The 22,420-nt window shown below is 71.0% G+C and carries 20 protein-coding genes; 5 read left to right on the top strand and 15 right to left on the bottom strand.

Annotation, left to right across the window (positions count from 1 at the left end; all coding sequences use genetic code 11):
- Positions 1-75: 75 nt before the first annotated feature.
- The 12 genes from phoH2 to F4562_RS20605 form a co-directional block, all read right to left on the bottom strand.
- Positions 76-1,398: an RNA 5'-3' helicase PhoH2 gene (phoH2, locus tag F4562_RS20660; protein WP_184544855.1), complete on the bottom strand. Its 1,323-nt coding sequence runs from the start codon at positions 1,396-1,398 to the stop codon at positions 76-78.
- Positions 1,399-1,640: 242 nt separating this feature from the next.
- On the bottom strand, positions 1,641-2,408 hold the full coding sequence (locus tag F4562_RS20655) for an isoprenyl transferase (RefSeq protein ID WP_184544853.1): 768 nt from the start codon (positions 2,406-2,408) through the stop codon (positions 1,641-1,643).
- Positions 2,409-2,576: 168 nt separating this feature from the next.
- Positions 2,577-3,545, bottom strand: coding sequence for a DUF7064 domain-containing protein (locus F4562_RS20650; protein ID WP_184544851.1), 969 nt, complete (start codon positions 3,543-3,545; stop codon positions 2,577-2,579).
- A gap of 146 nt (positions 3,546-3,691) precedes the next feature.
- Positions 3,692-4,465, bottom strand: coding sequence for a TIGR04222 domain-containing membrane protein (locus F4562_RS20645; RefSeq protein ID WP_184544849.1), 774 nt, complete (start codon positions 4,463-4,465; stop codon positions 3,692-3,694).
- 69 nt (positions 4,466-4,534) lie between these two features.
- A complete protein-coding gene (locus F4562_RS20640) occupies positions 4,535-4,942 on the bottom strand; it encodes an SCO6045 C-terminal-like domain-containing protein (protein ID WP_184544847.1) in 408 nt (135 codons plus the stop codon).
- A complete protein-coding gene (locus F4562_RS20635; protein ID WP_184544846.1) occupies positions 4,935-5,747 on the bottom strand; it encodes an MbnB/TglH/ChrH family RiPP precursor modification enzyme in 813 nt (270 codons plus the stop codon). Before F4562_RS20635 ends, F4562_RS20640 begins: the two co-directional genes overlap by 8 nt.
- Positions 5,740-6,717, bottom strand: coding sequence for a TIGR04222 domain-containing membrane protein (locus F4562_RS20630; protein WP_184544844.1), 978 nt, complete (start codon positions 6,715-6,717; stop codon positions 5,740-5,742). Before F4562_RS20630 ends, F4562_RS20635 begins: the two co-directional genes overlap by 8 nt.
- A gap of 409 nt (positions 6,718-7,126) precedes the next feature.
- Positions 7,127-8,926, bottom strand: coding sequence for a phosphoenolpyruvate carboxykinase (GTP) (locus F4562_RS20625; protein WP_184544842.1), 1,800 nt, complete (start codon positions 8,924-8,926; stop codon positions 7,127-7,129).
- A gap of 292 nt (positions 8,927-9,218) precedes the next feature.
- Complete coding sequence (gene abmR / locus F4562_RS20620) at positions 9,219-9,746, bottom strand: ATP-binding transcription factor AbmR (RefSeq protein ID WP_184544840.1); 528 nt, start codon at positions 9,744-9,746, stop codon at positions 9,219-9,221.
- Between the two features lie 166 nt (positions 9,747-9,912).
- Positions 9,913-11,295 carry a C40 family peptidase gene (locus F4562_RS20615; RefSeq protein WP_311734154.1) on the bottom strand — a complete coding sequence of 461 codons (1,383 nt, stop codon included), beginning with the start codon at positions 11,293-11,295 and terminating at the stop codon, positions 9,913-9,915.
- A 196-nt stretch (positions 11,296-11,491) separates the two neighbouring features.
- Positions 11,492-11,992, bottom strand: a complete 501-nt coding sequence (gene greA, locus F4562_RS20610) for a transcription elongation factor GreA (protein ID WP_184544838.1) — start codon at positions 11,990-11,992, stop codon at positions 11,492-11,494.
- 103 nt (positions 11,993-12,095) lie between these two features.
- Positions 12,096-12,524, bottom strand: a complete 429-nt coding sequence (locus tag F4562_RS20605) for a DUF4307 domain-containing protein (protein WP_184544836.1) — start codon at positions 12,522-12,524, stop codon at positions 12,096-12,098.
- Between the two features lie 227 nt (positions 12,525-12,751).
- Between F4562_RS20605 and mca the strand changes: the two genes are divergently transcribed.
- The 3 genes from mca (at position 12,752) to F4562_RS20590 (ending at position 14,285) form a co-directional block, all read left to right on the top strand.
- Positions 12,752-13,636 carry a mycothiol conjugate amidase Mca gene (gene mca, locus F4562_RS20600; RefSeq protein ID WP_184544834.1) on the top strand — a complete coding sequence of 295 codons (885 nt, stop codon included), beginning with the start codon at positions 12,752-12,754 and terminating at the stop codon, positions 13,634-13,636.
- Between the two features lie 34 nt (positions 13,637-13,670).
- Entirely contained in the window at positions 13,671-13,871 is a 201-nt protein-coding gene (locus F4562_RS20595) for a hypothetical protein (protein ID WP_184544832.1), read from the top strand.
- A gap of 90 nt (positions 13,872-13,961) precedes the next feature.
- Positions 13,962-14,285 carry a GNAT family N-acetyltransferase gene (locus F4562_RS20590; RefSeq protein WP_184544830.1) on the top strand — a complete coding sequence of 108 codons (324 nt, stop codon included), beginning with the start codon at positions 13,962-13,964 and terminating at the stop codon, positions 14,283-14,285.
- 110 nt (positions 14,286-14,395) lie between these two features.
- Here F4562_RS20590 and F4562_RS20585 read toward each other — a convergent pair whose 3' ends face one another.
- Positions 14,396-15,550 (bottom strand): hypothetical protein, encoded by a 1,155-nt coding sequence (locus F4562_RS20585; RefSeq protein WP_184544828.1) that lies wholly within the window; start codon positions 15,548-15,550, stop codon positions 14,396-14,398.
- A gap of 260 nt (positions 15,551-15,810) precedes the next feature.
- On the opposite strand from F4562_RS20585, the gene F4562_RS20580 reads away from it, so the two are divergent.
- Positions 15,811-17,868 carry a thioredoxin domain-containing protein gene (locus F4562_RS20580; protein WP_184544826.1) on the top strand — a complete coding sequence of 686 codons (2,058 nt, stop codon included), beginning with the start codon at positions 15,811-15,813 and terminating at the stop codon, positions 17,866-17,868.
- Between the two features lie 201 nt (positions 17,869-18,069).
- Here F4562_RS20580 and F4562_RS20575 read toward each other — a convergent pair whose 3' ends face one another.
- Together F4562_RS20575 and F4562_RS20570 are read right to left on the bottom strand one after the other, a co-directional pair.
- Positions 18,070-20,229, bottom strand: coding sequence for a transglycosylase domain-containing protein (locus F4562_RS20575; protein ID WP_184544824.1), 2,160 nt, complete (start codon positions 20,227-20,229; stop codon positions 18,070-18,072).
- Between the two features lie 108 nt (positions 20,230-20,337).
- Positions 20,338-20,817 (bottom strand): Lrp/AsnC family transcriptional regulator, encoded by a 480-nt coding sequence (locus F4562_RS20570; protein ID WP_184544822.1) that lies wholly within the window; start codon positions 20,815-20,817, stop codon positions 20,338-20,340.
- Positions 20,818-20,919: 102 nt separating this feature from the next.
- Between F4562_RS20570 and hppD the strand changes: the two genes are divergently transcribed.
- Positions 20,920-22,029 carry a 4-hydroxyphenylpyruvate dioxygenase gene (hppD, locus tag F4562_RS20565; protein ID WP_184544820.1) on the top strand — a complete coding sequence of 370 codons (1,110 nt, stop codon included), beginning with the start codon at positions 20,920-20,922 and terminating at the stop codon, positions 22,027-22,029.
- The last annotated feature ends 391 nt before the right edge of the window (positions 22,030-22,420 follow it).

Raw genomic sequence — 22,420 nt, 5'->3', positions numbered from 1 at the left:
GTCACGGGGAAATGAAGGCGGGCACGGCCGCGGCGACCGTACCCGCCTCCGTCTCGTCCCGGGCGGCGCCCGGGGTCAGAACGTGACGTCCTCCAGCATCTCGGTGACCAGGGCCGCGATCGGCGAGCGCTCCGAACGGGTCAGCGTGACGTGCGCGAACAGCGGATGCCCCTTGAGCTTCTCCACCACCGCGACCACGCCGTCATGCCGGCCGACCCGCAGGTTGTCGCGCTGGGCGATGTCGTGGGTGAGCACGACCCGGGAGTTGGCGCCGATCCGGCTGAGCACCGTGAGAAGCACCCCGCGCTCCAGCGACTGCGCCTCGTCCACGATCACGAAGGCGTCGTGCAGGGAACGGCCGCGGATGTGGGTGAGCGGAAGCACCTCCAGCATGCCCCGGTCGATGACCTCCTCGATCACCTCCGGCGTGGTGACCGCGCCGAGGGTGTCGTAGACGGCCTGCCCCCAGGGGCCCATCTTCTCGTTCTCGGTGCCGGGCAGGTAGCCCAGCTCCTGGCCGCCGACGGCGTACAGCGGGCGGAAGACGATGACCTTGCGGTGCTGGCGGCGCTCCAGGACCGCCTCCAGGCCCGCGCAGAGGGCCAGCGCGGACTTTCCGGTGCCCGCCCGGCCGCCCATCGAGACGATGCCGACCTCCGCGTCCATCAGCAGGTCGAGCGCGATGCGCTGCTCGGCGGAGCGGCCGTGCAGGCCGAACACCTCGCGGTCGCCGCGCACCAGGCGCACCGACTTGTCGGGCAGCACCCGGCCGAGCGCGGACCCCCTGCTGGACAGCAGCCGCAGACCCGTGTGGGTGGGCAGGTCACGCGCCTCGACCAGGTCGGCGGTGCCGTGCTCGAAGAGCGTCTCGACGTCCTCCGTGGTGACCTGGAGCTCCGCCATGCCGGTCCAGCCCGACTCCGTCACGAGCTCGGCGCGGTATTCGTCCGCGGTGAGACCGATGGAGGCGGCCTTCACCCGCAGCGGCAGGTCCTTGGAGACCAGCACCACGTTCTTCCCCTCGGCGGCCAGGGTCCGGGCCACCGTCAGGATGCGGGTGTCGTTGTCGCCGAGCCGGAAACCGACGGGCAGGATCGACGGGTCGCTGTGGTTGAGCTCGACCCGGATGGTGCCCTCGCCGATCGGCATGGGCTCGTCCAGCCGTCCGTGCGTCACCCGGAGGTCGTCGAGGTACCTCAGCGCCTTGCGCGCGAAGTAACCGAGCTCTGGATGATGGCGCTTGCCCTCCAACTCGGTGATGACGACGATCGGGAGGACGACCTCATGCTCGGCGAAGCGGCTCATCGCCGCCGGATCCGCCAGGAGCACCGAGGTGTCCAGGACGTACGTGCGCCGGTTAGCGGCCGGCGACGTGGGTGAGGACGAAGGGTTTGCCACGCGTTCTCCCCCGGGCGCCTTGAACGGCACCCTGCCATGAGCTGGGATGCGGACCGGACCCGGGCCCACTGACGCGACCGTCGGCGGAGCACCGGTGACCGGCCCCCCTCAGCTGGTCGTGACGCAAAGGCGGGCCCTCTCCGGAGTAGGCGAGCTGTGCTCTCCTACTTCTTACGGTACGTCCTGAATACCCGCCTTCCAATGGCACAAGCCTGACCGAAAGGGGGTGTTCATGTGGAGTTTCAGGAGCCGTACCGGCGGTGCCGCGCGGCATACGAGCGGAGTGCCCGCAAGAAGTCGACCCTGCGGAAGTCAGGCCAGTAGGCCTCGCAGAAGTAGAACTCGGAGTGGGCGCTCTGCCAGAGCAGGAAGCCGGAGAGCCGCTGCTCTCCCGAGGTCCGGATGACCAGGTCCGGGTCGGGCTGGCCGCGCGTGTAGAGATGCTCCGCGATGTGCTCCACATCGAGGACCTCGACGAGTTCCTCGATCGTCGCGCCCTTGCTGGCGTGCTCCTGGAGAAGGGAGCGCACCGCATCAGCGATCTCACGCCTTCCTCCATACCCAACGGCAACGTTCACAATCAATCCCGGACGATGCGATGTCGCTTCTTTTGCATCTTTCAGGACACGAGCCGTGTGATCCGGCAAAAGATCAAGCGCACCCATGGGCTTGATGTGCCAGCCGTCCTCGACGAGCTCCTGGACCACGTCCTCGATGATCTTCATCAACGGCTCCAGCTCGTCCTTGGACCGGTTGATGTTGTCGCTGGACAGCAGCCACACGGTGACGACCTCGACGCCCGCCTCGCGGCACCAGCCGAGCAGCTCGGAGATCTTGTCGGCACCCTTGCGGTGACCGCGGCTCACGTCGGAGATGCCCATCGAACGTGCCCAGCGCCGGTTGCCGTCGACGATGACGCCGACGTGCCGGGGAGCCATCTCCTTCTGACGGGACAGCTTCGCCTCCAGCCGGCGTTCGTACAGCCGATAGACGAGATCGCGCAGGCCCATAGGAGTCCCTCCCCTCAGCGCCCGCCCCTATTTGAGGCGCTGACAGGCAATTATCGCCGCCTCACGGACCTGTCCGCCCCGTCTTCGGGGCTCGCAGGGTGTGCCTCTCCCCCGCCGCCCGGGGCGTCCGCCGGCCTCCGGGAGGCGAGCACGGTGAGGACACCCAGCTCAGCCCCATGCGTGCCCGCGCCACCCGGGCGGCTGGTGCCACTCGGTCCAGCCGTGTCCCGAACGCCCGTCCTCGGTCTCGAAGCGGCACAACGCCCGCGGGAAGCGGGCGGTCCGCCCGTCCGGCGACGTCATGGCGACCGGGGCGAAGGCCACCGGGACGGCGGACATCGCGAGCCCCGGCACCAGCAGGCGCGACCCGGCGGGCAGCCCGTCCGCGCCGAACACGCTCGACGCGGTGAACCCCGCGCGGTGGCCGACCTCCCCGCCCGGGGGCACCGTGAAGCACGGCCAGGGCAGCTCGACCCCGGCGTTGGCCCGCATACCGTGGAAGAACGTCCCGTCGTCGAGCCGCCCCGAGCTCCACAACCACGAGGTCTGCCACCAGTCGCGTTCACCCCAGCTGTGGTCACGCTCACCGTGCCCGGAGAAGGCGATCTCCTCGCCGCCCGCCCTGATCGTCCCGGCGACCTCGCAGGGGATCTCGTAGCGCGGCAGGAAACCGTACGGATACACCCCGCCCACGGTCGTCCACTCCAGGTCGAACCCCAGCAAGGTCGTCTCCGCCCCGCCCGGGTCGTCGTACGCCCGCGCCGGGTCGTCCACGACGGGCACCGCCGCGGCGTCCAGGGTGAGCCGGAACGACCGCATGGGCACGGTGACCTCGTGGGTGGCCCGGTAGGCGGCCCGGTGACCCTCGCCCCGCACGGTGAGATCCGGTCCGGGCAGCGGGGCGTGGTCGTCGGCCAGCAGCACCGTGGGCCGGTCCCGGCCGACCAGGCACGCCCAGTACCAGGCGCGGTTCCAGTTGGGATACAGGCCCAGGCGAACGTAGCCGGCGACCGAGCCGTCGTCGGCCGTGAAGTCGAGGTAGACGGACTCGTTCCACAGCGGTTCGGCGCCCGCGGGGTGGCACCCCTCGTCCTCCTCGCGCGGAATCCACGTTCCATGATCGACGATCTTCACCATGGCCGCTCCGATGCAGGACTTGATCAGATACCCGCCCAACCTAACCCGGCGGCCTCCCGCCGGACAGGGCCGGGGAACACGGTCTCCGCCGTCGATCGGTGGCCCGGGAAGCCGGGTTTCCCCCGCCGGACAGAGGTCCGGAGAACTCAGCTTCCGCCGCCGCAACCACCACCGCAGCCGCCCGGCCCGCCGTCGCTCCCCGAGGAGCCGCACCCCGAGGAGGAGCCGGAGGCCGCCGAGGAGGACCTGGAGCGGCGGGAGCCACGCCGGCGGAGCCGCGCGGCCGGCCGGGCCCCGGCCGGCCGTGGCTCCTCCGCGCACAGCACCGCCCGCAGTTCCTCGTCTCCCAGCTGGTGCAGCCCGTACAGAGCGATCCCGAAGAGGTTCAGCGCGTCGACGGCGACGTGGTCGCGGGGGCGGGCCGGCAACGACTTCTCCTCCCGGTGGCGCAGACGGTAGTGCGCCAGCGCGGCCTGCCCGGTCCGGTTGGGGTGGGTGGGGTCGGCCCGGCCCGAGCCCGGAGGGTCGATCAACCCCAGGTCCCGCAACCGCGCGGCCAGCGCGGCCATCGCGGGCGTGCCGGCGGCCTCCCTCCGCAGTTCCCAGACCGGCATGCCGCCGGACCGTGCCCCGATCAGGGCCAGCGTCTCCTGCGCCACCGGGTGGAGCGACCCGGTGGGTTCGGAGCGCACCCGGGTCAGCCACCCGTCGCGCCGTGCCCTGGCCGCCTTTCCCTCGGTCAGCGCGGCCATCGCGGTGTCGGCCACCCGGGGCGGCCCGCCCGCGAGCATGGCGAGGTCGTACGGCGTCAACTCGGGCCCGTCGTAGGCGCGGGTGGAGTGCCGAGCCAGGCGAAGGGCGAACAGGACGGTCACCGCCACGAGCGCGACGATCGGGATGAGGATCTGGACGATGTCCACAGCGGCCTCCGGGAGAGAACCCCGCGCGGGGTCCACTACCCCCTGAACGGACGGGAAAGGTCGAAGGTTTCAGCGGCGCCGGAGGAACCGCCTCCACCAGGGGGACCCGGGACCGGGCTCGGGACCGGCCGGTGGCTCCTCCGGCAGGCGGCCCGCGGCACGGAGCCAGTCGGCGAAGTCCCGGACGTCGGCGTGGGTGCCGCCGGGCGGCCTGGGCCGGCCCCGCGCGTAGCCGGCGAACTCCCGGGCGAAGTCACCGCCGAGCACCACCACCAGGTCGGGCCGGTGCCTGGCCACCGACCGGCGGCGCTTGGCGATCAGGCTGCGCTCCTGGACCCGCAGCCGGTCCCGGTCGAAGCCGGCCGGCGCCTCCCGGCCCGCCACCAGGGAGGCCAGCAGTGCGGCCTGGGCGTCGGCCAGGGCCGCACGGGCGGCGTCCCCGGAGAGGGGGCCGGAAACGGGCCGTTCCTCAGACACGGGCCATCGCGCCGCGGATCCGGCCGAGCTCGGCGGCGAGGGCGTCGTCGCTGGGGTAGTCGTCGTCCCATTCGAGGAGGACGCCGGGCGGGTCGACCCTGGCGCACAGCTCCGACAGGACATCCAGGATGTCGTCGGGAACGTGAGCGGTGTGGGTGTCGTGCCACAGGCCGTCACGTGAGTGACCGCCGGCGACGTGGACGTAGGCCAGCGCGGACAACGGCAGGTCGTCGAGCGCCTCGGTGGCCGACAGGCCCAGGTTGACCTGGTTGGTGTAGAGGTTGGCCACATCCACCAGGAGCCCCACGCCGGTCGCCTCGACCAGTTCGCCGAGGAACTGCGCCTCGGTCATCTCGTCCTCCGGCCAGCCGAACAGGGCCGCCACGTTCTCCAGCGCCAGCGGGACGGGCAGCGCGTCCTGTGCCCGCCGGACGTTCTCGACGACGACGGAGAGCGCGGCCCCGGTGCGGGGGATCGGCAGCAGATGACCCGCCTCCAGGCCGCCCGCCCGGACGAAGGCGAGGTGTTCGCTGACCAGGGGGGCGTCCAGGGCCCGCGCGCAGGCCGCCAGGTGCGCCAGCCGCCCGGGGTCGGGGGGTTCGGCGCCTCCGATGCCCAGTCCCACGCCGTGCGGGATCACCGGCACCCCGCGTCCGCGCAGCACGCGCAGCGACTCGGGAAGCCGGTCGGGTCGCACGTTCTCCGCGATGACCTCCACGAAGTCGACTCCGGGCAGCCGTTCCACGCTCAGGTCGATCTCCGGTCGCCAGCCGATGCCCACACCCAGTGCCCGGGGCTCAGCCACCGCCGCACCCGCCACCGCACCCGCCGCCGCAGCTCGAACCACCGCCGGAGTCACCCGAGCCGCCGCCCGAGTCTCCCGAGCCGCCGCCGGAGTCGCCCCACCCGCCGGACCCGAAGTCTCCGCCCCCGCCGAAGGAGGAGTCGCTCCCGCCCCCGCAGGCGCCCGCGGCGCATCCGGCCGAGCCGCCCCCACTGTCACGTTCCAACTCCTCCTGCAGATAGGGGTCGCCGAGCTCTCCCAGCCCGTACAGGGCGACGGGGATGCCCACGGCGAGGACCGGGTCAGGGGTGAGGGAGCGGGCGCCCCGCAGGTGGGTCCGGCGGGCGGAGCCGAGCACCTCGTTCCCGGTCTTGCTCAGCACGCCGCGCAGGAGCCGCCGGTGGCGGAAGTAGGTGGAGAGCCCGGAGAGCCCCGTCATCAGGATCACCAGCAGCGCGAAGCCCCCGAAGAAACCGAAGGGGACACCGGAGACGACGATGACCGGCGGCACGGCCAGCACGATGATCGAGACGGCCAGGAGCCGGTTCAGCAGCGTCCTCGCCCGCCCCGTCGCCCCGTCGGGAATGATCAACCCCAGGCCCAGCAGGTGGTATCGCAGGCCCTCCATCGCCTGCCCCTCGGCCACCGCGCGGCGCAGCTCCCCCAGGTCCGTGGAGCCGCCGCGGAGGTGGAGGGCCTCCATGACCGCGTACTCGATCGGGTCGGGGGAAGGCGGCGCCCCGGCGACCAGGCTGACGTGACCGCCCCGCGACACCCGGACGGCCCCGCCCCTCGACAGCAGGCCGATCGCGGTGTTGACCACGCGGCGCGGGCCGCCGGACAGGTAGGCCAGCTCGTACGGGGTCAGCGGCCCGCCTCGGTAACCGGTCACAGTCGAGCGGATCCGGTCGTGCTCTCGGGTCAGGGCTCCGCTCGCGAGGCCGACGACCACGCCGAGGACCACCGCGAGGGCGAACAGGGCGAATTGCATATCCGCCTCCTGGGAAAGGGGGGAGCGAACCGCGGGGGCACGGCTCGGGTAATGGGTAGACGCGCGGAGCCGGGGAGAAGTTTCCACCTTCCCGGTCCGGCCCGCCGGGTCAGGCCCGGTGGGTCGTGTGTCGGGCCCGACCCGCCGTGGGTGTCAGGCCCGGCCCGCCGGATCCGTCCCGGGCCGCCCACCCTAACCTGCGCCGGTCACGCGGGAAGCGGCCACCCTGACCCGCGCCGGACACCCGGGAAGCGACCCCCCGGTCATCCGGATTGCGGTCCGCGCGGATACGGGCACCTCGACGTCCAGGCCCGCCCGGGGTCCGCCCGCGCGGAGCGGAGAACATGATCCGCGGCGCCGGTCCGGGTACCGGCGCCGCGGTGGAAGGGGCTCCCTTCGGGGAGGCGGCTCAGCCGAGACGGGCGACGAGCGCCTCGTACTCGTCCCAGAGTTCCTTGGGCAGGTGGTCGCCGAAGGTCCGGAAGAAGTCGGGGATCAGCGCCGCCTCCTGCTTCCAGATCTCCGGGTCGACGCTGAGCAGGGTCCGCAGGTCCTCCTCGGAGATGTCGAGGCCCTCGGTGTCGAGCTCGGCGGGGAGCAGGCCGATCGGGGTGCGCACCGCGTCCGCCTCGCCGTTGAGGCGGTCGACGATCCACTTCAGGACCCGGCTGTTCTCCCCGAAGCCGGGCCAGATGAACTCGCCCTTCTCGTTCTTGCGGAACCAGTTCACGTAGTAGACGCGCGGCAGCCGGGCACCCTCACGCTGCCCGATCCTGATCCAGTGGGCGAAGTAGTCGCCCATGTTGTAGCCGCAGAAGGGCAGCATCGCGAACGGGTCGCGGCGCAGCTCTCCGACCTTGCCCTCGGCGGCGGCGGTCTTCTCCGAGGCGATGTTGGCCCCGATGAAGACACCGTGCTGCCAGCTCAGCGACTCGGTCACCAGCGGCACCGCGCTGGCGCGGCGCCCGCCGAACAGGATCGCGGAGATCGGCACCCCCTTGGGGTCCTGCCACTCGCGGGCGATCGTCGGGCACTGCGCGGCCGGGACGGTGAAGCGGGCGTTGGGATGGGCGGCGGGCTCCGGGCTGTCCGGGGTCCAGTCGCGGCCCTTCCAGTCGGTCAGGTGCGCCGGGGGCTCGTCGGTGAGGCCCTCCCACCACACGTCGCCGTCGTCGGTGAGCGCGACGTTGGTGAAGATGCTGTTGCCCCAGAGCGTCCTGATCGCGTTGGCGTTGGTGGACTCGCCGGTGCCCGGGGCGACGCCGAAGAAGCCCGCCTCGGGGTTGATGGCGTACAGGCGGCCGTCGTCACCGAAGCGCATCCAGGCGATGTCGTCACCGACCGTCTCGACCTTCCAGCCCGGAATGGTCGGCTGGAGCATGGCCAGGTTCGTCTTGCCGCAGGCGCTCGGGAAGGCCGCGGCGACGTAACGGGTCTCCCCGGAAGGCGGGGTGAGTTTGAGGATGAGCATGTGCTCGGCCAGCCAGCCCTCGTCGCGGGCCATCGTGCTGGCGATGCGCAGCGCGTAGCACTTCTTGCCGAGCAGCGCGTTGCCGCCGTACCCGGAGCCGTACGACCAGATCTCCCGGGTCTCGGGGAAGTGGCTGATGTACTTGGTGGTGCTGCACGGCCAGGGCACGTCGGCCTGACCGGGCTCCAGCGGAGCGCCGACCGAGTGCACGGCCTTGACGTAGTCGCCGCGCCGCTCGATGAGCCGCAGGGCGTCCTCGCCCATGCGGGTCATGATCCGCATGGACACGACGACGTACGGCGAGTCGGTGATCTCGACGCCGAGCTGGGAGATCTCCCCGCCCAGCGGGCCCATGCAGAACGGCACGACGTACATGGTCCGGCCGCGCATGCAGCCCCGGAAGATCTCGCCGAAGGTCCGGCGCATCTCGGCGGGGGCGATCCAGTTGTTGTTCGGGCCGGCGTCCTCCTCGCGTTCGGAGCAGATGTAGGTCCTGTCCTCGACGCGGGCGACGTCGCTGGGGTCGGAGGCGGCGTAGAAGCTGTTCTGCCGCTTCGCCAGGCGCTTGAAGGTGCCCTTGTCGACCAGCAGGTTCGTCAGGCGGGTCCACTCGGCTTCGGAACCGTCGCACCATTCGACCCGGTCCGGCTGCGTCAGCTCGGCGATCTCCTTGACCCATTCGACCAGTTCGGCATGGGTGGTGGGACTGGAGGCGGTTACGTCCACGGTAACGGACACTGATTGGGCTCCTTTACACTTCTCCGGGCCAAAGCATCATCAACGACGAAAGTGCACCGAATCCAATTGGCGTAGACCAGTGAATTAGTGCGACCTGGTGTCGCCGCGTCCCCTGACTCAACCGAATCCGGCGATATATGACCTGGCAGGAGTCGCGTCGTCTCGGTTGCCCTACCCAAAAGAAGTGAGATTAAAGAAGCTCTTTCCGGCAGTGGTATAGGCCATTGGCAGAGGTCTACACCAATTCGCCGACAGGTTCAGACCAATTCCTCGACGGTTTTCCCTGCCAGGCTCAGGAATTGACGTCGGGGCCCGTGGCCCTGACCCGGTCGACGTGCTGGAGCGCGTCTCTCAGATCGGCCAGCCAGGTGTCGGTGTGCCTGCCCACCAGACGCACGCACCAGGCGAGCGCGTCGCTCCGGCTGCGGGCCACCCCCGCGGCGACAAGAGTGTCGAGCACCTGGCGCTCTCCCTGGCGGAGCCTGGTCATCACGGGCACCGAAAGTGTGGTGAACATCACCGTCTCGTCGCCCACGGCGACCCCCCACGAGACCTTCCTCCGGAAGCGGTGCTCGGCCTCCAGTGCGATCTCGACCCGTAGTTCGCGGGTCTCCTCGCGGAAGCGCTGGACACCGCCCTCGACGGCGGCGACCCGCTCGACCGCGGAGACGTCGTCGCCGAACACGGGGACCGGCAGCCTGCCGATCACCGTGATCTCCTCGCGGTCCAGCACGATCTCCGGCTGACCCTCGAACCACTCCGCGGGAAGCCGGCCGGAGAACCATCCGCGCAGCTTTTCCGCCGCTTCCTTGTTATCCATGTAATCGAGATTACAACTCGTTCTCGGCGCGGGCCAGAGGCGGACGCCGAGGTCGCGGACGCCTTCGCCGGCCGGGCCGGACGGGGACGGGGACGGACGGTGTCCGTCCTGTCCGGGTGGAGCCGAGTCCCGCCCGAACCTGACGGAGCCGAGTCCCGCTCCGGGCTCAGGGGACGCGGGCGGCGACCGCCGGGCTGACCCGGACTGCCCCGGCGAAGTTGCGGGTGCTGACGGGGACCAGTTTGACCACGTCCCCGGTGCGGGGGGCGTGCAGCATCTTGCCGTCGCCCCAGTAGATCGCCACGTGTGAGACGTAGCCGGGGTTGGTCGGGTCGTGCCGCCAGAACAGCAGGTCACCGGGCTGGGCCTCGGCGAGCGGGATCTGCGGCCCCGAGACGAACTGCTGGTGCGTCACCCGGGGGACCTTGACCCCCGCCTGGGCGTAGGCCCACTGGACCAGGCCGGAGCAGTCGAAGGTGTCGGGCCCCTCGGCACCCCAGACGTACGGGCGGCCGAGCTTGCCGATCGCGGCGGTGAGGGCGGTGCGGATCTGGTCGGCGGTCATGAAGGAGGAACCGGACCACGTGGTGCGGCGCGGGGTGACCAGCACCGGGTTGATCACCACGACCTGGCCGTCGTCGGGCAGCAGGCGGAGCAGGGTACGGCGCAGCTTGACCGAGTCGACCTCGGGAGCGCTCACCACGAGCGCGTTGTCCTGCGGGATGCCCAGCGCGCGGGCGGTGTCACGGGAGACCACGGCGTCGACGGTGCCCATGCCCATCGTCGCGTAGGCGCCCACCCGCAGGCTCCGTCCACCGGAGACGACGGTCTTGCCCAGCGACATGCCGCCGTCGTTACCGAGGACGAAGGAGACGGCCACCTCTCCGCCCGCGATGTTGCGCCACAGGCGGTCGGAGCGCGCGGTGCGCTCGGGCGTGTAGGCGCGGAAGGTCGAGGGGTCCACCCCCAGCGTCTGCACCCGCTTGCCGTCCAGGACCACCTCGGCGGCGTCGGCACGCTCCACCGCCCGCACCCCGGAGACACGGGAGATCCGCGCCACGACCTCCTGGCTGAGCGGTCTCTGCGCGACCACGAACAGGTGCGGCTGCCGTATCGAGGTCAGCGGTGCCACCTGGGGGGACGCGGCGGGCGGGGCGTCACCCTGGACCTGCCCACCCTGGACCTGCCCGCTCTGCCCCGCACCGCCCTGAACCTGCCCGCCCTGGACCTGCCCGCTCTGCCCCGCACCGCCCTGAACCTGCCCGCCCTGGACCTGCCCGCTCTGGGCCCGGTCGGCGGGCGCCGGCTCCAAGACCGGGCCCGTGGCGACGGACGTGCGGAGGGAGACCTCCTCCGGCTCCTGCTCCGTCATCCGCACCAGGAGCGCCAGGTCGGTGGTGAGCACGATGACGAGGAGGAAGGCGATGACCGGGACGGAACGCCTCATCATCTGGACGGTGCGACGGCTGTACCGGATCCGGGGGCGGTAGGCGAGGTCCATACGGGCCTCACGGATCACGTCGGAGAAGCGCGTCCGCCGCTCGAACACGACATCTCCCCTTCCCCACCGGAGCCAGCCCTACGAGAGTGCCGCACGCGGCACCATGATGCACGCGAACGCCATAAAACACGACTGATCACGCCATCACGACCGCCGTCAGGAGGATCTCCGGCCCCGAAGGTCCTCCCTGACGCAGCGATCCGCCGGGACGGGCGTCCCGGCGGATCGGCGAAGTCGGGTGAGGTCAGTTGCCGATGTACGGCACGGCCTCGATGATCTCGACCGTGTTGGAGCGGCCGTTCGGCATGGTGTAGGTGGCCTTCTCACCGATCTTCTTGCCGTTGATGGCCGCACCCAGGGGCGACTTTGGGGAGTACACGTCGATCGGGGCGCCGCTCTCCTCGCGGGAGGCCAGCAGGAAGGCGACCTCCTCGTCCTCGCCCTCGAACCGGACGGTGACCGTCATACCGGGACCGACCACCCCCTCGGTGCGGGGGGCCTCGCCGACCTTGGCCGTGTCGAGAATCTGGCGGAGGTGGAAGATGCGGGCCTCCATCTTGCCCTGCTCGTCCTTGGCGGCGTGGTAGCCACCGTTCTCCTTCAGGTCACCCTCTTCACGGGCGGCCTCGATCTTCTTGGCGATGTCGACGCGCCCGGGCCCCGAGAGGTACTCAAACTCCGCCTTCAGGCGGTCGTACGCCTCCTGAGTGAGCCAGGTGACGCTCTCGTTGTGGGAGTCGGCCACGGGTTCTCCTTGCTTCCTCTTGGGGCTTCCTACGTGGGGAGCGCACAGTCGAATCTCGAAAGGCTAACAAGTCAGCCCCTCGAACGCTTCCCCAAATGTCTCACTATACGAGATAGCAGTATTGGACGTGAGCCGAAGTGGCCTGAGCACTGGTCTCTAGCCGTTCGGTAAGGCGAACATACCGCTCGCCAGCTGGGATGTTGACCTCCTTGCTGCCGACCTCGGCGTGGTCGACGTCCAGCGCCCGCAACCGGCAGAGCGCCGCCCGATCGGAGGGCTTGTTCACCTCGAATGTGATCTGCGCAGAATCGCCGTTCTTGACGTCGAAAGCGATGACCTGGTCGATGACCTCGGTGTCCCCCTTCGCCGCCCACATCACGTAGCCCCATCCTCCGGCGCAGACGGCGCAGAGGATCGCGATCACCACGTGGACGACGAGCCGCCCCCTGCGCTCCGGGCGGTCGGGGAAATCACCCGGGGTGCCGAGGACCGGACCGTCCATGCGGCCCTTCCCGGCCTCGCTGGTGGCCATGACGGAATCTCCCTGCACTACCTCGGCGTTGTCCGAGACAATTGTCCCCTGCGGGGGCCTTGCCCTCGTGACCGCCCAGGAGAAACTAACCTCTCCCTAGAGTGACTCAGACCAAGGGAGCGCGCGGCACCCCGGCGGGCCCGGCAGGCGGCACGATGAGGCAGGCCGTCCGCCGGACCGGCGACGACGGACCGCAGCGCGACCGACATAGAGGAGAAACCGAGCCCGTGAGTGCACCGCTCAGGCTGATGGCCGTTCACGCGCACCCAGACGACGAGTCGAGCAAGGGCGCCGCCACGATGGCGCGCTACGTCGCAGAGGGTGTGGACGTGCTGGTCTGTACCCTCACCGGGGGAGAACGCGGGTCGATCCTGAACCCGAAGATGGACCGTCCCGACATCCTGGAGAACATCGGCGAGGTCCGACGGCTGGAGATGGAGCGCGCACGCGAGATCCTCGGCGTGCGGCAGCGCTTCATGGGATTCGTCGACTCGGGCCTGCCGGAGGACGAGAGCGAGCCGCTGCCCGAGGGCTGCTTCGCCCTGCAGCCGCTCGAGGTCGCCTCGGCACCGCTGGTCGCCGCGGTCCGGGAGTTCAGGCCGCACGTGATCCTGACCTACGACGACGACGGCGGCTACCCGCACCCCGACCACATCATGACCAACCGCGTCTCGGTCGAGGCGTTCGAGGCGGCCGGCGACCCCGACCGTTACCCGGGCACCGGCGAGCCCTGGCAGCCCCTCAAGCTCTACTACCACATGGGTTTCACCAAGGACCGGTTCGAGGCGTTGCACGAGGCGATGACCGCCCGCGGCATCGGTTCCCCGTACGCCGACTGGATCGCCCGCTGGGAGGACCGCCCGCAGAAGTGGCCGGTGACGACCCGCGTGCCGTGCGGCGACCACTTCGAGACCCGCGACAGGGCGCTGCTCGCGCACGCCACCCAGGTCGACCCGGACGGCTTCTGGTTCGTCTGCCCGCGTGAGCTCCAGCGTGAGATCTGGCCGACCGAGGACTACCACCTGGCCCGCTCACTCGTCGACGTCGAGCTTCCCGAGGACGACCTGTTCACCGGCATCCACGCGGACGAGGTCTCACCCGCCTGCCACTGACACGACCGCGGGGTGGCGGTGGCAGACTTGACACGTGACCGCACTCGACACCGCCACCCAGCTCGAAGTCAGCCCGGGTCTCGTGGGCTTCCTCGTCGTCGCCGGGCTCGGGCTCGCCCTCTATCTCCTCGTCAAGTCGATGAGGAAGCAACTCTCCAGGATCGAGGTCCCGTCCGAGGCCGAGGTCCGTGACGAGCTGAAGAAGCAGAACGGCAGCACCGCCGCCGCCTCGTAGGCTCCCCGGGGCACCTCCCCGATCTCCCCGCCGCCGCGGTCGTCGCAGCCGCCTCCCGCCGCGTCACCCCTCCCACCTTCGAGGACGTCAATGGCCGACAACGACATCAAGGTCTCCGACGACCCCGGGGCCTCCCGTTTCGAGATCCTGGTGGACGGCGGGCTCGCCGGGTTCGCCGAGTACCGCCTCCGGGCCGGGAAGATCATTTTCACCCACACCGAGATCGACCCCGCGTTCGAGGGCAGAGGGCTGGGCAGCCGCCTGGCCTCCGGTGCCCTGGACGCGAGCCGCTCGGCGGGCCGGTCGGTCGTGCCGCTCTGCCCGTTCATCGCCGGATACATCCGGCGTCATCCCGAGTACCGCGACCTGGTGCCCGACAACTACGCCGACCTCCTTCAGGAGGAGGCCTCCTGAAAGGGCCTTCCAGGTCCTTGAGCTCCTGAAGGTCCTTCCCGCTTCCGCACGCGTCACTCCTGCCCGCACGCGGCCCCTCCGGCGCCCGCGCGCTCCCCTGGGCCCGGAGCTCAGTCGTCGGACGGGTGGGACCAGGCCCGCTCCAGCGCCTTGGGCAGCCCCCAGCGGCCCAGCGGGGTGAGCACCTCGGTCCGGTCGACGATCCCCAGACACGCCCACAGCGGCGTCACCGAGCTGAAGAGCGTCTCGGCGGTCTCCAGGTCCTCCGGTTCGTCCAGGTCGACGTCGATGTCCTCCGACTCGGCGATGAGCCGGGCGATCCGCTCGGGCGAGGCCAGCACCCCCGGTCCGCGCCTGGCCAGCGCGGCGACCACCGCCAGCCAGTCGGCGTGGTGGATGGCGCACAGCGCGGCCAGCACCGCGTCCTCGTGGCTGAGCTCATGGTCCAGGTCGGCGAAGACCTCCACCCGGTCGTCCTCCTCGGACAGGTCGGAGATCGGCCCCGCGATGCCCGCCGTGACGCTCAGCCAGAGCTCCTCGTCGTCGACCGGCAGCGGCTCGTCGTCGTACCCGGCGCAGGCCCGCAGGACGTTGCCCGGGTAACCGGGCCGGGCGAGCACCTCGCGCAGCCGGGTCGCCGCGGCCCGCAGCTCCCTGACCGGCCGTTCCGGCACGGGCAGCTCGGCCAGGATGCGGCGCAGCTCGCCGAGCGCGAACGCCTCCTCCTCGTCCCAGGCGGAGAAGAGCTCCTCGTCCTGTTCCTCGTTGACCACGTCCATGGGCACCCGGCCGTCGGGCAGCGGGTCGTTCAGCCAGCGTTCCTGAAGGTCGACGTACCGTTCCCTGGCCGCCTCGTCACCCCGGGCGAGCGCGTCGGGGTCGATCTCCCCGGCGGCGACCCGCTCCTCCAGGTAGGCGACCAGCCGGGCGTACATCTCCCGGCCGACCGGACCGCGCTCGTCCTCCTCGGGCCAGACGAAGAAGCTGCGGGTGAGCAGGATCGGCTCGGTGCCCGTGGACTCCGTCCAGCGCTGCACGTCCCCCACCGTCGCGACACCGGACTCGATCGCGCCGAGCGTCGCCTTGGCCGACTCCCAGAAGGACGGCGAGAGCGGGTTGCCCGCCGCCGTCAGCGCCCGGCGCAGGTCGGGGAGGGCCACCAGCGCCACCCCGGACGGCACGGCGAGCAGTGCGCGGGCCACGTCACGCCGGGTCAGCTCGGAGGCCGGCCTGTCGGCGTGCGCGCATACGTAGTCGAGATCCACGTGCAGTGAGCCTACGCCCGAAGCCTCATGAGCACATCTCCCCTCTCCCCGGGGGCCCGCCGGATCTCCCCCGGAGGCCCGCCGGCCGCGGGGCGCCCGCCCGGTCCACGAGCACGGTGGCGACGGAGCGGGGGCACGGTGGCGGTGGGTGCCGCCCCGCGGTTTAGGGGGCGGGAGAGTGCGCAGGTAGAGCGTGATGCGCGTCCCGCGCGCGCCGTGCGCGGGACAATGGGCGGACCGCGGACGCAGGGGAGATCACGATGAACCGTTTGAAGGACGCCACGAGTCCCTACCTGCTCCAGCACGCCGACAACCCCGTCGAGTGGTTCGAGTGGGGTGAGGAGGCGTTCGCCGAGGCCCGGCGGCGGGACGTACCGCTGCTGATCTCCGTCGGCTACTCGGCCTGTCACTGGTGTCACGTGATGGCCCACGAGTCGTTCGAGGACGAGGGCACGGCCGCGCTGATGAATGCGCACTTCGTCAACGTGAAGGTCGACCGCGAGGAGCGTCCCGACGTCGACGCGGTCTACATGGCCGCGACCCAGGCCATGACCGGCCACGGCGGGTGGCCGATGACGGTCTTCGCCACCCCCGGGGGACACCCGTTCTACACCGGTACGTACTTCCCCCGGCCACAGTTCCAGCGGCTGCTGGCCGGCGTGTCCAACGCCTGGAACGGTGACCGGCAGGCGGTCCTGGAGCAGGGCTCCAAGATCGTGGAGGCGTTGACGGAGCGCGCGGCGCTGCCGTCCGGGCCGGTGCCCACGCCGGACACGCTCGCGCGGGCGGTACGGGGCCTGTCGGAGTCCTTCGATCCGGTGCGCGGCGGTTTCGGCGGAGCACCCAAGTTCCCGCCGTCGATGGCGCTGGAGTTCCTGCTGAGGCACGCCGCCGCCGGGGCTGGTGCCCGCGACGGCGACGGCCGGGAAGGGCGGACGACCGTGGCCACGGCGACGACGATGGCGGAGCGGACGCTGGAGGCCATGGCCAGGGGCGGCCTGTACGACCAGCTCGGCGGCGGTTTCGCCCGCTACAGCGTGGACGCGGACTGGGTGGTGCCGCACTTCGAGAAGATGCTCTACGACAACGCGCTGCTGCTGCGGGTCTACGCGCACTGGTGGCGGGCCACCGGCTCCGTCCTGGCCCGCCGGATCGCGCTGGAGACGGCCGACTGGCTGCTGGCCGAGATGCGCACCCCCGAGGGGGGCTTCGCCTCGGCTCTGGACGCCGACAGCGAGGGCGTGGAGGGCAAGTTCTACGTCTGGACCCCCGAGGAGGTCCGCGAGGTCCTCGGCGAGGAGGACGGCGCCTGGGCGGTCTCCCTGTTCGAGGTGACCGGGACGTTCGAGCACGGCACGTCGGTGCTCCAGCTCCTGGACGACCCGGACGAGGCCGAGCGGTTCGCCCGGGTGCGCTCGGCGCTGCTGGCGGCGCGTGCCCGGCGGGTGCGTCCCGGCCGTGACGACAAGGTGGTGGCCGCCTGGAACGGCCTGGCCGTCGCCGCCCTCGCCGAGACGGGTGCCCTGTTCGACCGGCCCGACCTGGTGGCGGCCGCGCGGGCGGCGGCGGTGCTGCTGGAGGAGGTCCACCTGGACGGTGACCGGCTGCTGCGCACGTCCCGCGACGGCCGGGCCGGCTCCAACGCGGGCGTCCTGGAAGACTACGCCGACCTGGCGGAGGGCCTGCTCGCCCTCTACGGGGTGACGGGCGAGGTTCGCTGGTTCCACCGGGCCGGGGCACTGCTGGAGACCGTGCTGACCCGCTTCGCCGACGGCTCGGGCGGGTTCTTCGACACCGCGGACGACGCCGAGCGGCTCTTCCAGCGCCCGCAGGACCCCACCGACAACGCCACCCCCTCGGGCCAGTTCGCCGCCGCGGGGGCACTGCTGTCGTACGCGGCGCTGACCGGCTCGGCCCGGCACCGGGAGGCGGCCGAGGCCGCCCTCGGCACGGTGACGGTCCTGGCCGACAAGCACGCGCGGTTCGCCGGATGGGGCCTGGCCGTCGCCCAGGCCGCCGTCTCCGGCCCGGTCGAGGTCGCGGTGGTGGGCCCGGCGGGCGATCCCGCGACGGCGGCCCTGCACCGGGCCGCACTGCTCTCTCCGGTCCCCGGCCTGGTCGTGGCGCTCGGCGAGCCCGGCGCGGAGGAGGTGCCGCTGCTGGCCGGACGCGGCCTGGTGGGCGGCGAGCCGGCCGCGTACGTCTGCCGCGGTTTCACCTGCAGGATGCCCGTCACCACCCCCGCCGCGTTGAAGGCCGAACTGGCCGGTTCCGGGACGTCCGGAGAGGGTTCCGGGACGTCCGGAGAGAGCGCCTGACGCGCGAATCCTTCCGACACCACCCCGGTGCCCGGGACTTCTCGGCCCGGGGCCGGGTGCCCGGGTGGTGTGGGGAACGCTCGCGAAGCGGTGCACGCCGGTTCGATTCCGGTCACGGCCTCTCGCCGTGTCGTTCCCCGGGGTTCAGCCGTTCGGTGTCGTTTTCCGGGGGCTCAGCCGTTCGGTGTCGTTCCCGGGGGCTCAGCCGTTCGGCGAGAGCAGACCGGGGCCGCCGAGGCGACGGCCCGGCCCGGTGTCGTCGCCCGGGTCGTCCGGCGGGCCGTCGCCGCCGTCGCCCTCTCCGCCGCCCCCCTCCGTACCCGCACCGTCACCGTCGTCCGGGGCCGCGGTCGGATCGGGGCCGGGGGTCCGCCCGTCGGGGCCGGTGCTCGTGCCGGGGTCCGGGGCCCCCGTGCCGGCGGGGATCGGCGGCTGCGTGCCGGTGTCCTGGTCGCCGTCCTCGTCGCCCGGGTGGCCGAGGTCGTCACCCGGGTAGCCGTAGTCGCGGTAGCCGTAGCTGGACGGCTCCCCGAACTCCTTGACCGGCTTGCCGTCCATCGCCTCGGTCATGAAGGCACGCCAGATCTGGGCCGGGTAGGTGCCGCCGTACAGGGCACTGCCGTTCACGGTGACCGGCTTGTTGTCGTCGCGGAACATGTTGACCGCCACGGACAGCTGCGGGGTGAACCCGGCGAACCACACCGCCGCCGACTCGTCGGTGGTGCCGGTCTTGCCCGCCACCGGGCGGTCGTAGAGGCGGGCCGCCGAACCGGTGCCGGCCTGGACGACCTGGGTCAGCGCGTACGTGGCGTCGACCGCGGTCTGCTCGCTGAAGGCGCGTTCCCCCCTGGTGGAGCTCCTGGTGGTCCGGCCCTCGGCGTCGGTGATCGAGCGGATCACGTGTGCCTCGCGGTGGACGCCCTCGGCGGCGAAGGTGGCGAAGCCCGAGGCGTTCTGCACGGCGCTCACCGAGGCGACGCCGAGCGGGAGGGTGGCGGCGCCCCGGTGCGGGGCCAACTGCTCAGCCGGGATGCCGGAGTCTTCGGCGACCTCGACCACCCTGTCGAGGCCGACCCGCTGCCCGAGATCGACGAAGGCGGTGTTGACCGAGCTCTGGGTCGCCTTGACCAGGTCGATCTGACCGTAGGACTGGCCGCCGGAGTTGGGGATGTCGGCCGAGGCGATGTGCAGCGGCGAGTTGCCGTCGACCCGGGTGTCGAGACCGAGGCCGCTCTCCAGGGCCGCGGCCAGCGCGTACGCCTTGAAGGTGGACCCGGCCTGCACCTTCGCCGAGAAGGAGTTGTCGAACTTGTTGGCCGCGTAGCTGCGTCCGCCGTAGAAGGCCAGGACCTCGCCGGTCGCGGGGTCGACGGCGGCCAGGCCGGTGCGCACCTGCTTCGGGGTGCCCTCCGGCAGGGTCGAGGTGACCGCGCGCTCGGCGGCGGCCATCAGGTTCTCGTCGAAGGTCGAGACGATCTTCAGACCACCCTGGTTGATGATCTCGTCGGTGTAGCCGCGGCGCTTGAGCTCGGTGGTGACCTGGTCGAGCATGTAGCCCTCCTGGCCCCGGGGAGTGAAGATCGCCTTGGGCTTCCTGAGGGTGGGGAAGGTCACCTGGGCGGCCTCCTCGGGAGTGATCGCCCCGGTCTCCACCATCCCGTCGACGACCGACCGCCAGCGTGCCCTGGCCGCGTCGAGGTCGGCGCCCCGCGGGTCGGCAAACCGCGACGGCTGCTGGATCACGGCCGCCAGGTACGCGCTCTCGGCGAGGGTCAGCCTGTCGACGTCCTTGCGGAAGTAGGCTTCCGCCGCCGCCTGGACGCCGTTGGCGCCCCGGCCGAAGTAGATCGTGTTGAGGTAGCGCTCCAGGACCCAGTCCTTGGACTGCGACTGGTCCACCTTCAAGGAGATCATGACTTCCTTGAGCTTGCGGACGATGGAACGTTCCTGGCTGAGGCCGCTGTAGTAGTTGCGGACCAACTGCTGGGTGATCGTCGAGCCGCCCTGCACCTGGTTGCCGGTGAGCGTGGACCACATGGCCCGGAAGGTGCCGCGCAGGGAGACACCCCGGTCCTCGTAGAAGGAGCGGTTCTCCGCGGCGATGACGGCGTTCTCGAGGCTCTCCGGCACCTTGTCCAGCGTCACGCTCTTGCGGTTGACGCCCTGCCTGGCGAGCACGCTCCTGCCGTCGCGGTAGTAGATGACCGAACCCTGCGCGGTGGCCTTGGGCTGCGTGCTGTCGGGGATGGGGGTCAGCGCCCACACCACCCCGAACAGGACGACCGCCGACACGACGGCGACGCCGAAGACGATGAGCGTGATCCGCAGGAACTTCCTCCTGGGACTTCCCGTCCCGCCCATGAGCACGCGTGACCCCCGATCGCAACCGCCGCAGACCCCTGTGGGCTGCGGGAATCGTTAAGGGTAAACGATGGATAACGGTGCGTGGTTCTTACTTGAAGGGTACGACTACCCCTTCGTCTTGCGCGGGACATCGGCCACCAAAGGCAGAACCCGGTATGGCACGGGAGTGTCCAGGGCGATCACCGAGGAGGTTCTGACCACCCCTCGGACGTCAACGATCAGGTCAATTACCCGCTGGAGATCCGCATTGCTGCGCGCCACGACCCGGCAGTGCATGTCGTCGCCGCCGGTGATCGTGTGCACCTCCAGCACCTCGGGGATCGCGGCCAGTTGGTCGGCCACCGGGTCGTGCCCGCTGACCTGGCGGATCTGCAGGGTCACGAACGCGGTCACGTCGTAGCCCAGCGCGGCCGGGGCGACGTCGGGGCCGAACCCGGTGATCACCCCCCGGGCGAGCAGCCGGTCGAGCCTCGCCTGCACGGTCCCTCTGGCCACACCCAGCCGCCGTGAGCACTCCAGCACCCCCAGCCGGGGCTCGGCCGCCAGCAGCGCGATCAGCCGGGCGTCGAGTTGATCAATCGTCATGATGTACAGAAACTCCGCTCCAGCCGGTGGATGGATGGGCATATTGTCCACTACATCAAGTGACTGTTGCACAACCAGCTCACCAAAACGGACAGTTATCGCATGAGCGACAACTTCCCTGTGAACGGCATGGACGCCGTGGTCTTCGCCGTGGGCAACGCCAAGCAGGCCGCCCACTACTACTCCAGCGCGTTCGGCATGCGTCTTGTGGCCTACCGGGGCCCGGAGAACGGCAGCCGTGACGAGGTGGCGTATGTCCTCACCTCCGGAAGCGCCAGGTTCGAGTTCCGCGCCTCGGTGCGGCCGGGCACCGACATCGCCCGGCACGTGGCCGAGCACGGCGACGGTGTGATCGACCTCGCCCTCGACGTCCCCGACGTGGAGGCGGCCTACACCCACGCGCTCGCCCAGGGTGCGCGCGGCCTGGCGGAGCCGCACGTGATCGAGGACGACCACGGCAAGGTGGTCGTCGCGGCGATCGCGACCTACGGCGAGACCCGGCACACCCTTGTCGACCGCTCCAACTACGCGGGCCCGTACCTGCCCGGCTATGTGGCGGCGGAGCCCATCGTGGCACCCCCGGACGTGCGCAACGGCCGCCTGTTCCAGGCGATCGACCACTGCGTCGGCAACGTCGAGCTCGGCAAGATGGACGAGTGGGTGGAGTTCTACCGGCGGGTCATGGGCTTCACCAACATGGCGGAGTTCATCGGCGACGACATCGCCACCGAGTACTCGGCGCTGATGTCCAAGGTGGTCGCGGACGGCACCCGCAAGGTGAAGTTCCCGCTCAACGAGCCGGCGATCTCGAAGAAGAAGTCACAGATCGACGAGTATCTCGAGTTCTACGGCGGCCCCGGTGTGCAGCACGTCGCGCTGGCCACCAACGACATCCTCAGCACGGTGGACTACATGCGCGCGGCCGGCGTGCAGTTCCTCGACACCCCGGACTCCTACTACGACGACCCCGAGCTGCGTGCCCGGATCGGCGAGGTCCGCGCGCCGATCGAGGAGCTGAAGAAGCGCAAGATCCTGGTCGACCGGGACGAGGACGGCTACCTGCTGCAGATCTTCACCAAGCCGGTGCAGGACCGTCCCACGGTCTTCTTCGAGTTCATCGAGCGTCACGGCTCGCTCGGTTTCGGCAAGGGCAACTTCAAGGCGCTGTTCGAGGCGATCGAGCGCGAGCAGGAGCGCCGGGGCAACCTCTGAGCCTCGTCCCGGGCCCGGCCGGGGACTCCCCGGCCGGGCCCGGGGACAACCGGTAACGGTCTTTGGTTTGTCATGGCCCTCCTGGGGCGACCAAGGTCTCATGGGTTCAACACCGACACCGCCGCCGGACGAACCGGGCCGGGAACCGGACTCCTCGTCCGGTCCCGGACAGGGCCACGGACCGGGGCAAGGCTACGGACAGGGTTACGGCCCCGGGCAGGGTTACGGCCCCGGACAGGGTTACGGCCCCGGACAGGGTTACGGCCCCGGACAGGGTTACGGACAGGGTTACGGCCCCAGGCAGGGCTACGGTCCCGGAGCGGAGTCCGGTTTCGACTACGGTCAGGCCCCCTTCGGCGTGCCACCCGGCGGGTATCCCGGACCGGGCCCC

This window comes from Streptosporangium becharense, assembly GCF_014204985.1.
GTDB classification, from domain to species: Bacteria; Actinomycetota; Actinomycetes; order Streptosporangiales; family Streptosporangiaceae; genus Streptosporangium; species Streptosporangium becharense.
Note: the sequence above shows the minus strand (reverse complement) of the source record. Positions and strands in the feature narration are given on the sequence as shown.

What these genes read in the sequence shown, in the direction of transcription:
- F4562_RS20575 (WP_184544824.1), bottom strand. Translation starts at nt 20,229, where the DNA reads ATGGGCGGGACGGGAAGTCCCAGGAGGAAGTTCCTGCGGATCACGCTC.
- abmR (WP_184544840.1), bottom strand. Translation starts at nt 9,746, where the DNA reads ATGGATAACAAGGAAGCGGCGGAAAAGCTGCGCGGATGGTTCTCCGGC.
- F4562_RS20655 (WP_184544853.1), bottom strand. Translation starts at nt 2,408, where the DNA reads ATGGGCCTGCGCGATCTCGTCTATCGGCTGTACGAACGCCGGCTGGAG.
- hppD (WP_184544820.1), top strand. Translation starts at nt 20,920, where the DNA reads ATGAGCGACAACTTCCCTGTGAACGGCATGGACGCCGTGGTCTTCGCC.
- F4562_RS20630 (WP_184544844.1), bottom strand. Translation starts at nt 6,717, where the DNA reads ATGCAATTCGCCCTGTTCGCCCTCGCGGTGGTCCTCGGCGTGGTCGTC.
- F4562_RS20570 (WP_184544822.1), bottom strand. Translation starts at nt 20,817, where the DNA reads ATGACGATTGATCAACTCGACGCCCGGCTGATCGCGCTGCTGGCGGCC.
- F4562_RS20590 (WP_184544830.1), top strand. Translation starts at nt 13,962, where the DNA reads ATGGCCGACAACGACATCAAGGTCTCCGACGACCCCGGGGCCTCCCGT.
- F4562_RS20580 (WP_184544826.1), top strand. Translation starts at nt 15,811, where the DNA reads ATGAACCGTTTGAAGGACGCCACGAGTCCCTACCTGCTCCAGCACGCC.
- F4562_RS20650 (WP_184544851.1), bottom strand. Translation starts at nt 3,545, where the DNA reads ATGGTGAAGATCGTCGATCATGGAACGTGGATTCCGCGCGAGGAGGAC.
- F4562_RS20605 (WP_184544836.1), bottom strand. Translation starts at nt 12,524, where the DNA reads ATGGCCACCAGCGAGGCCGGGAAGGGCCGCATGGACGGTCCGGTCCTC.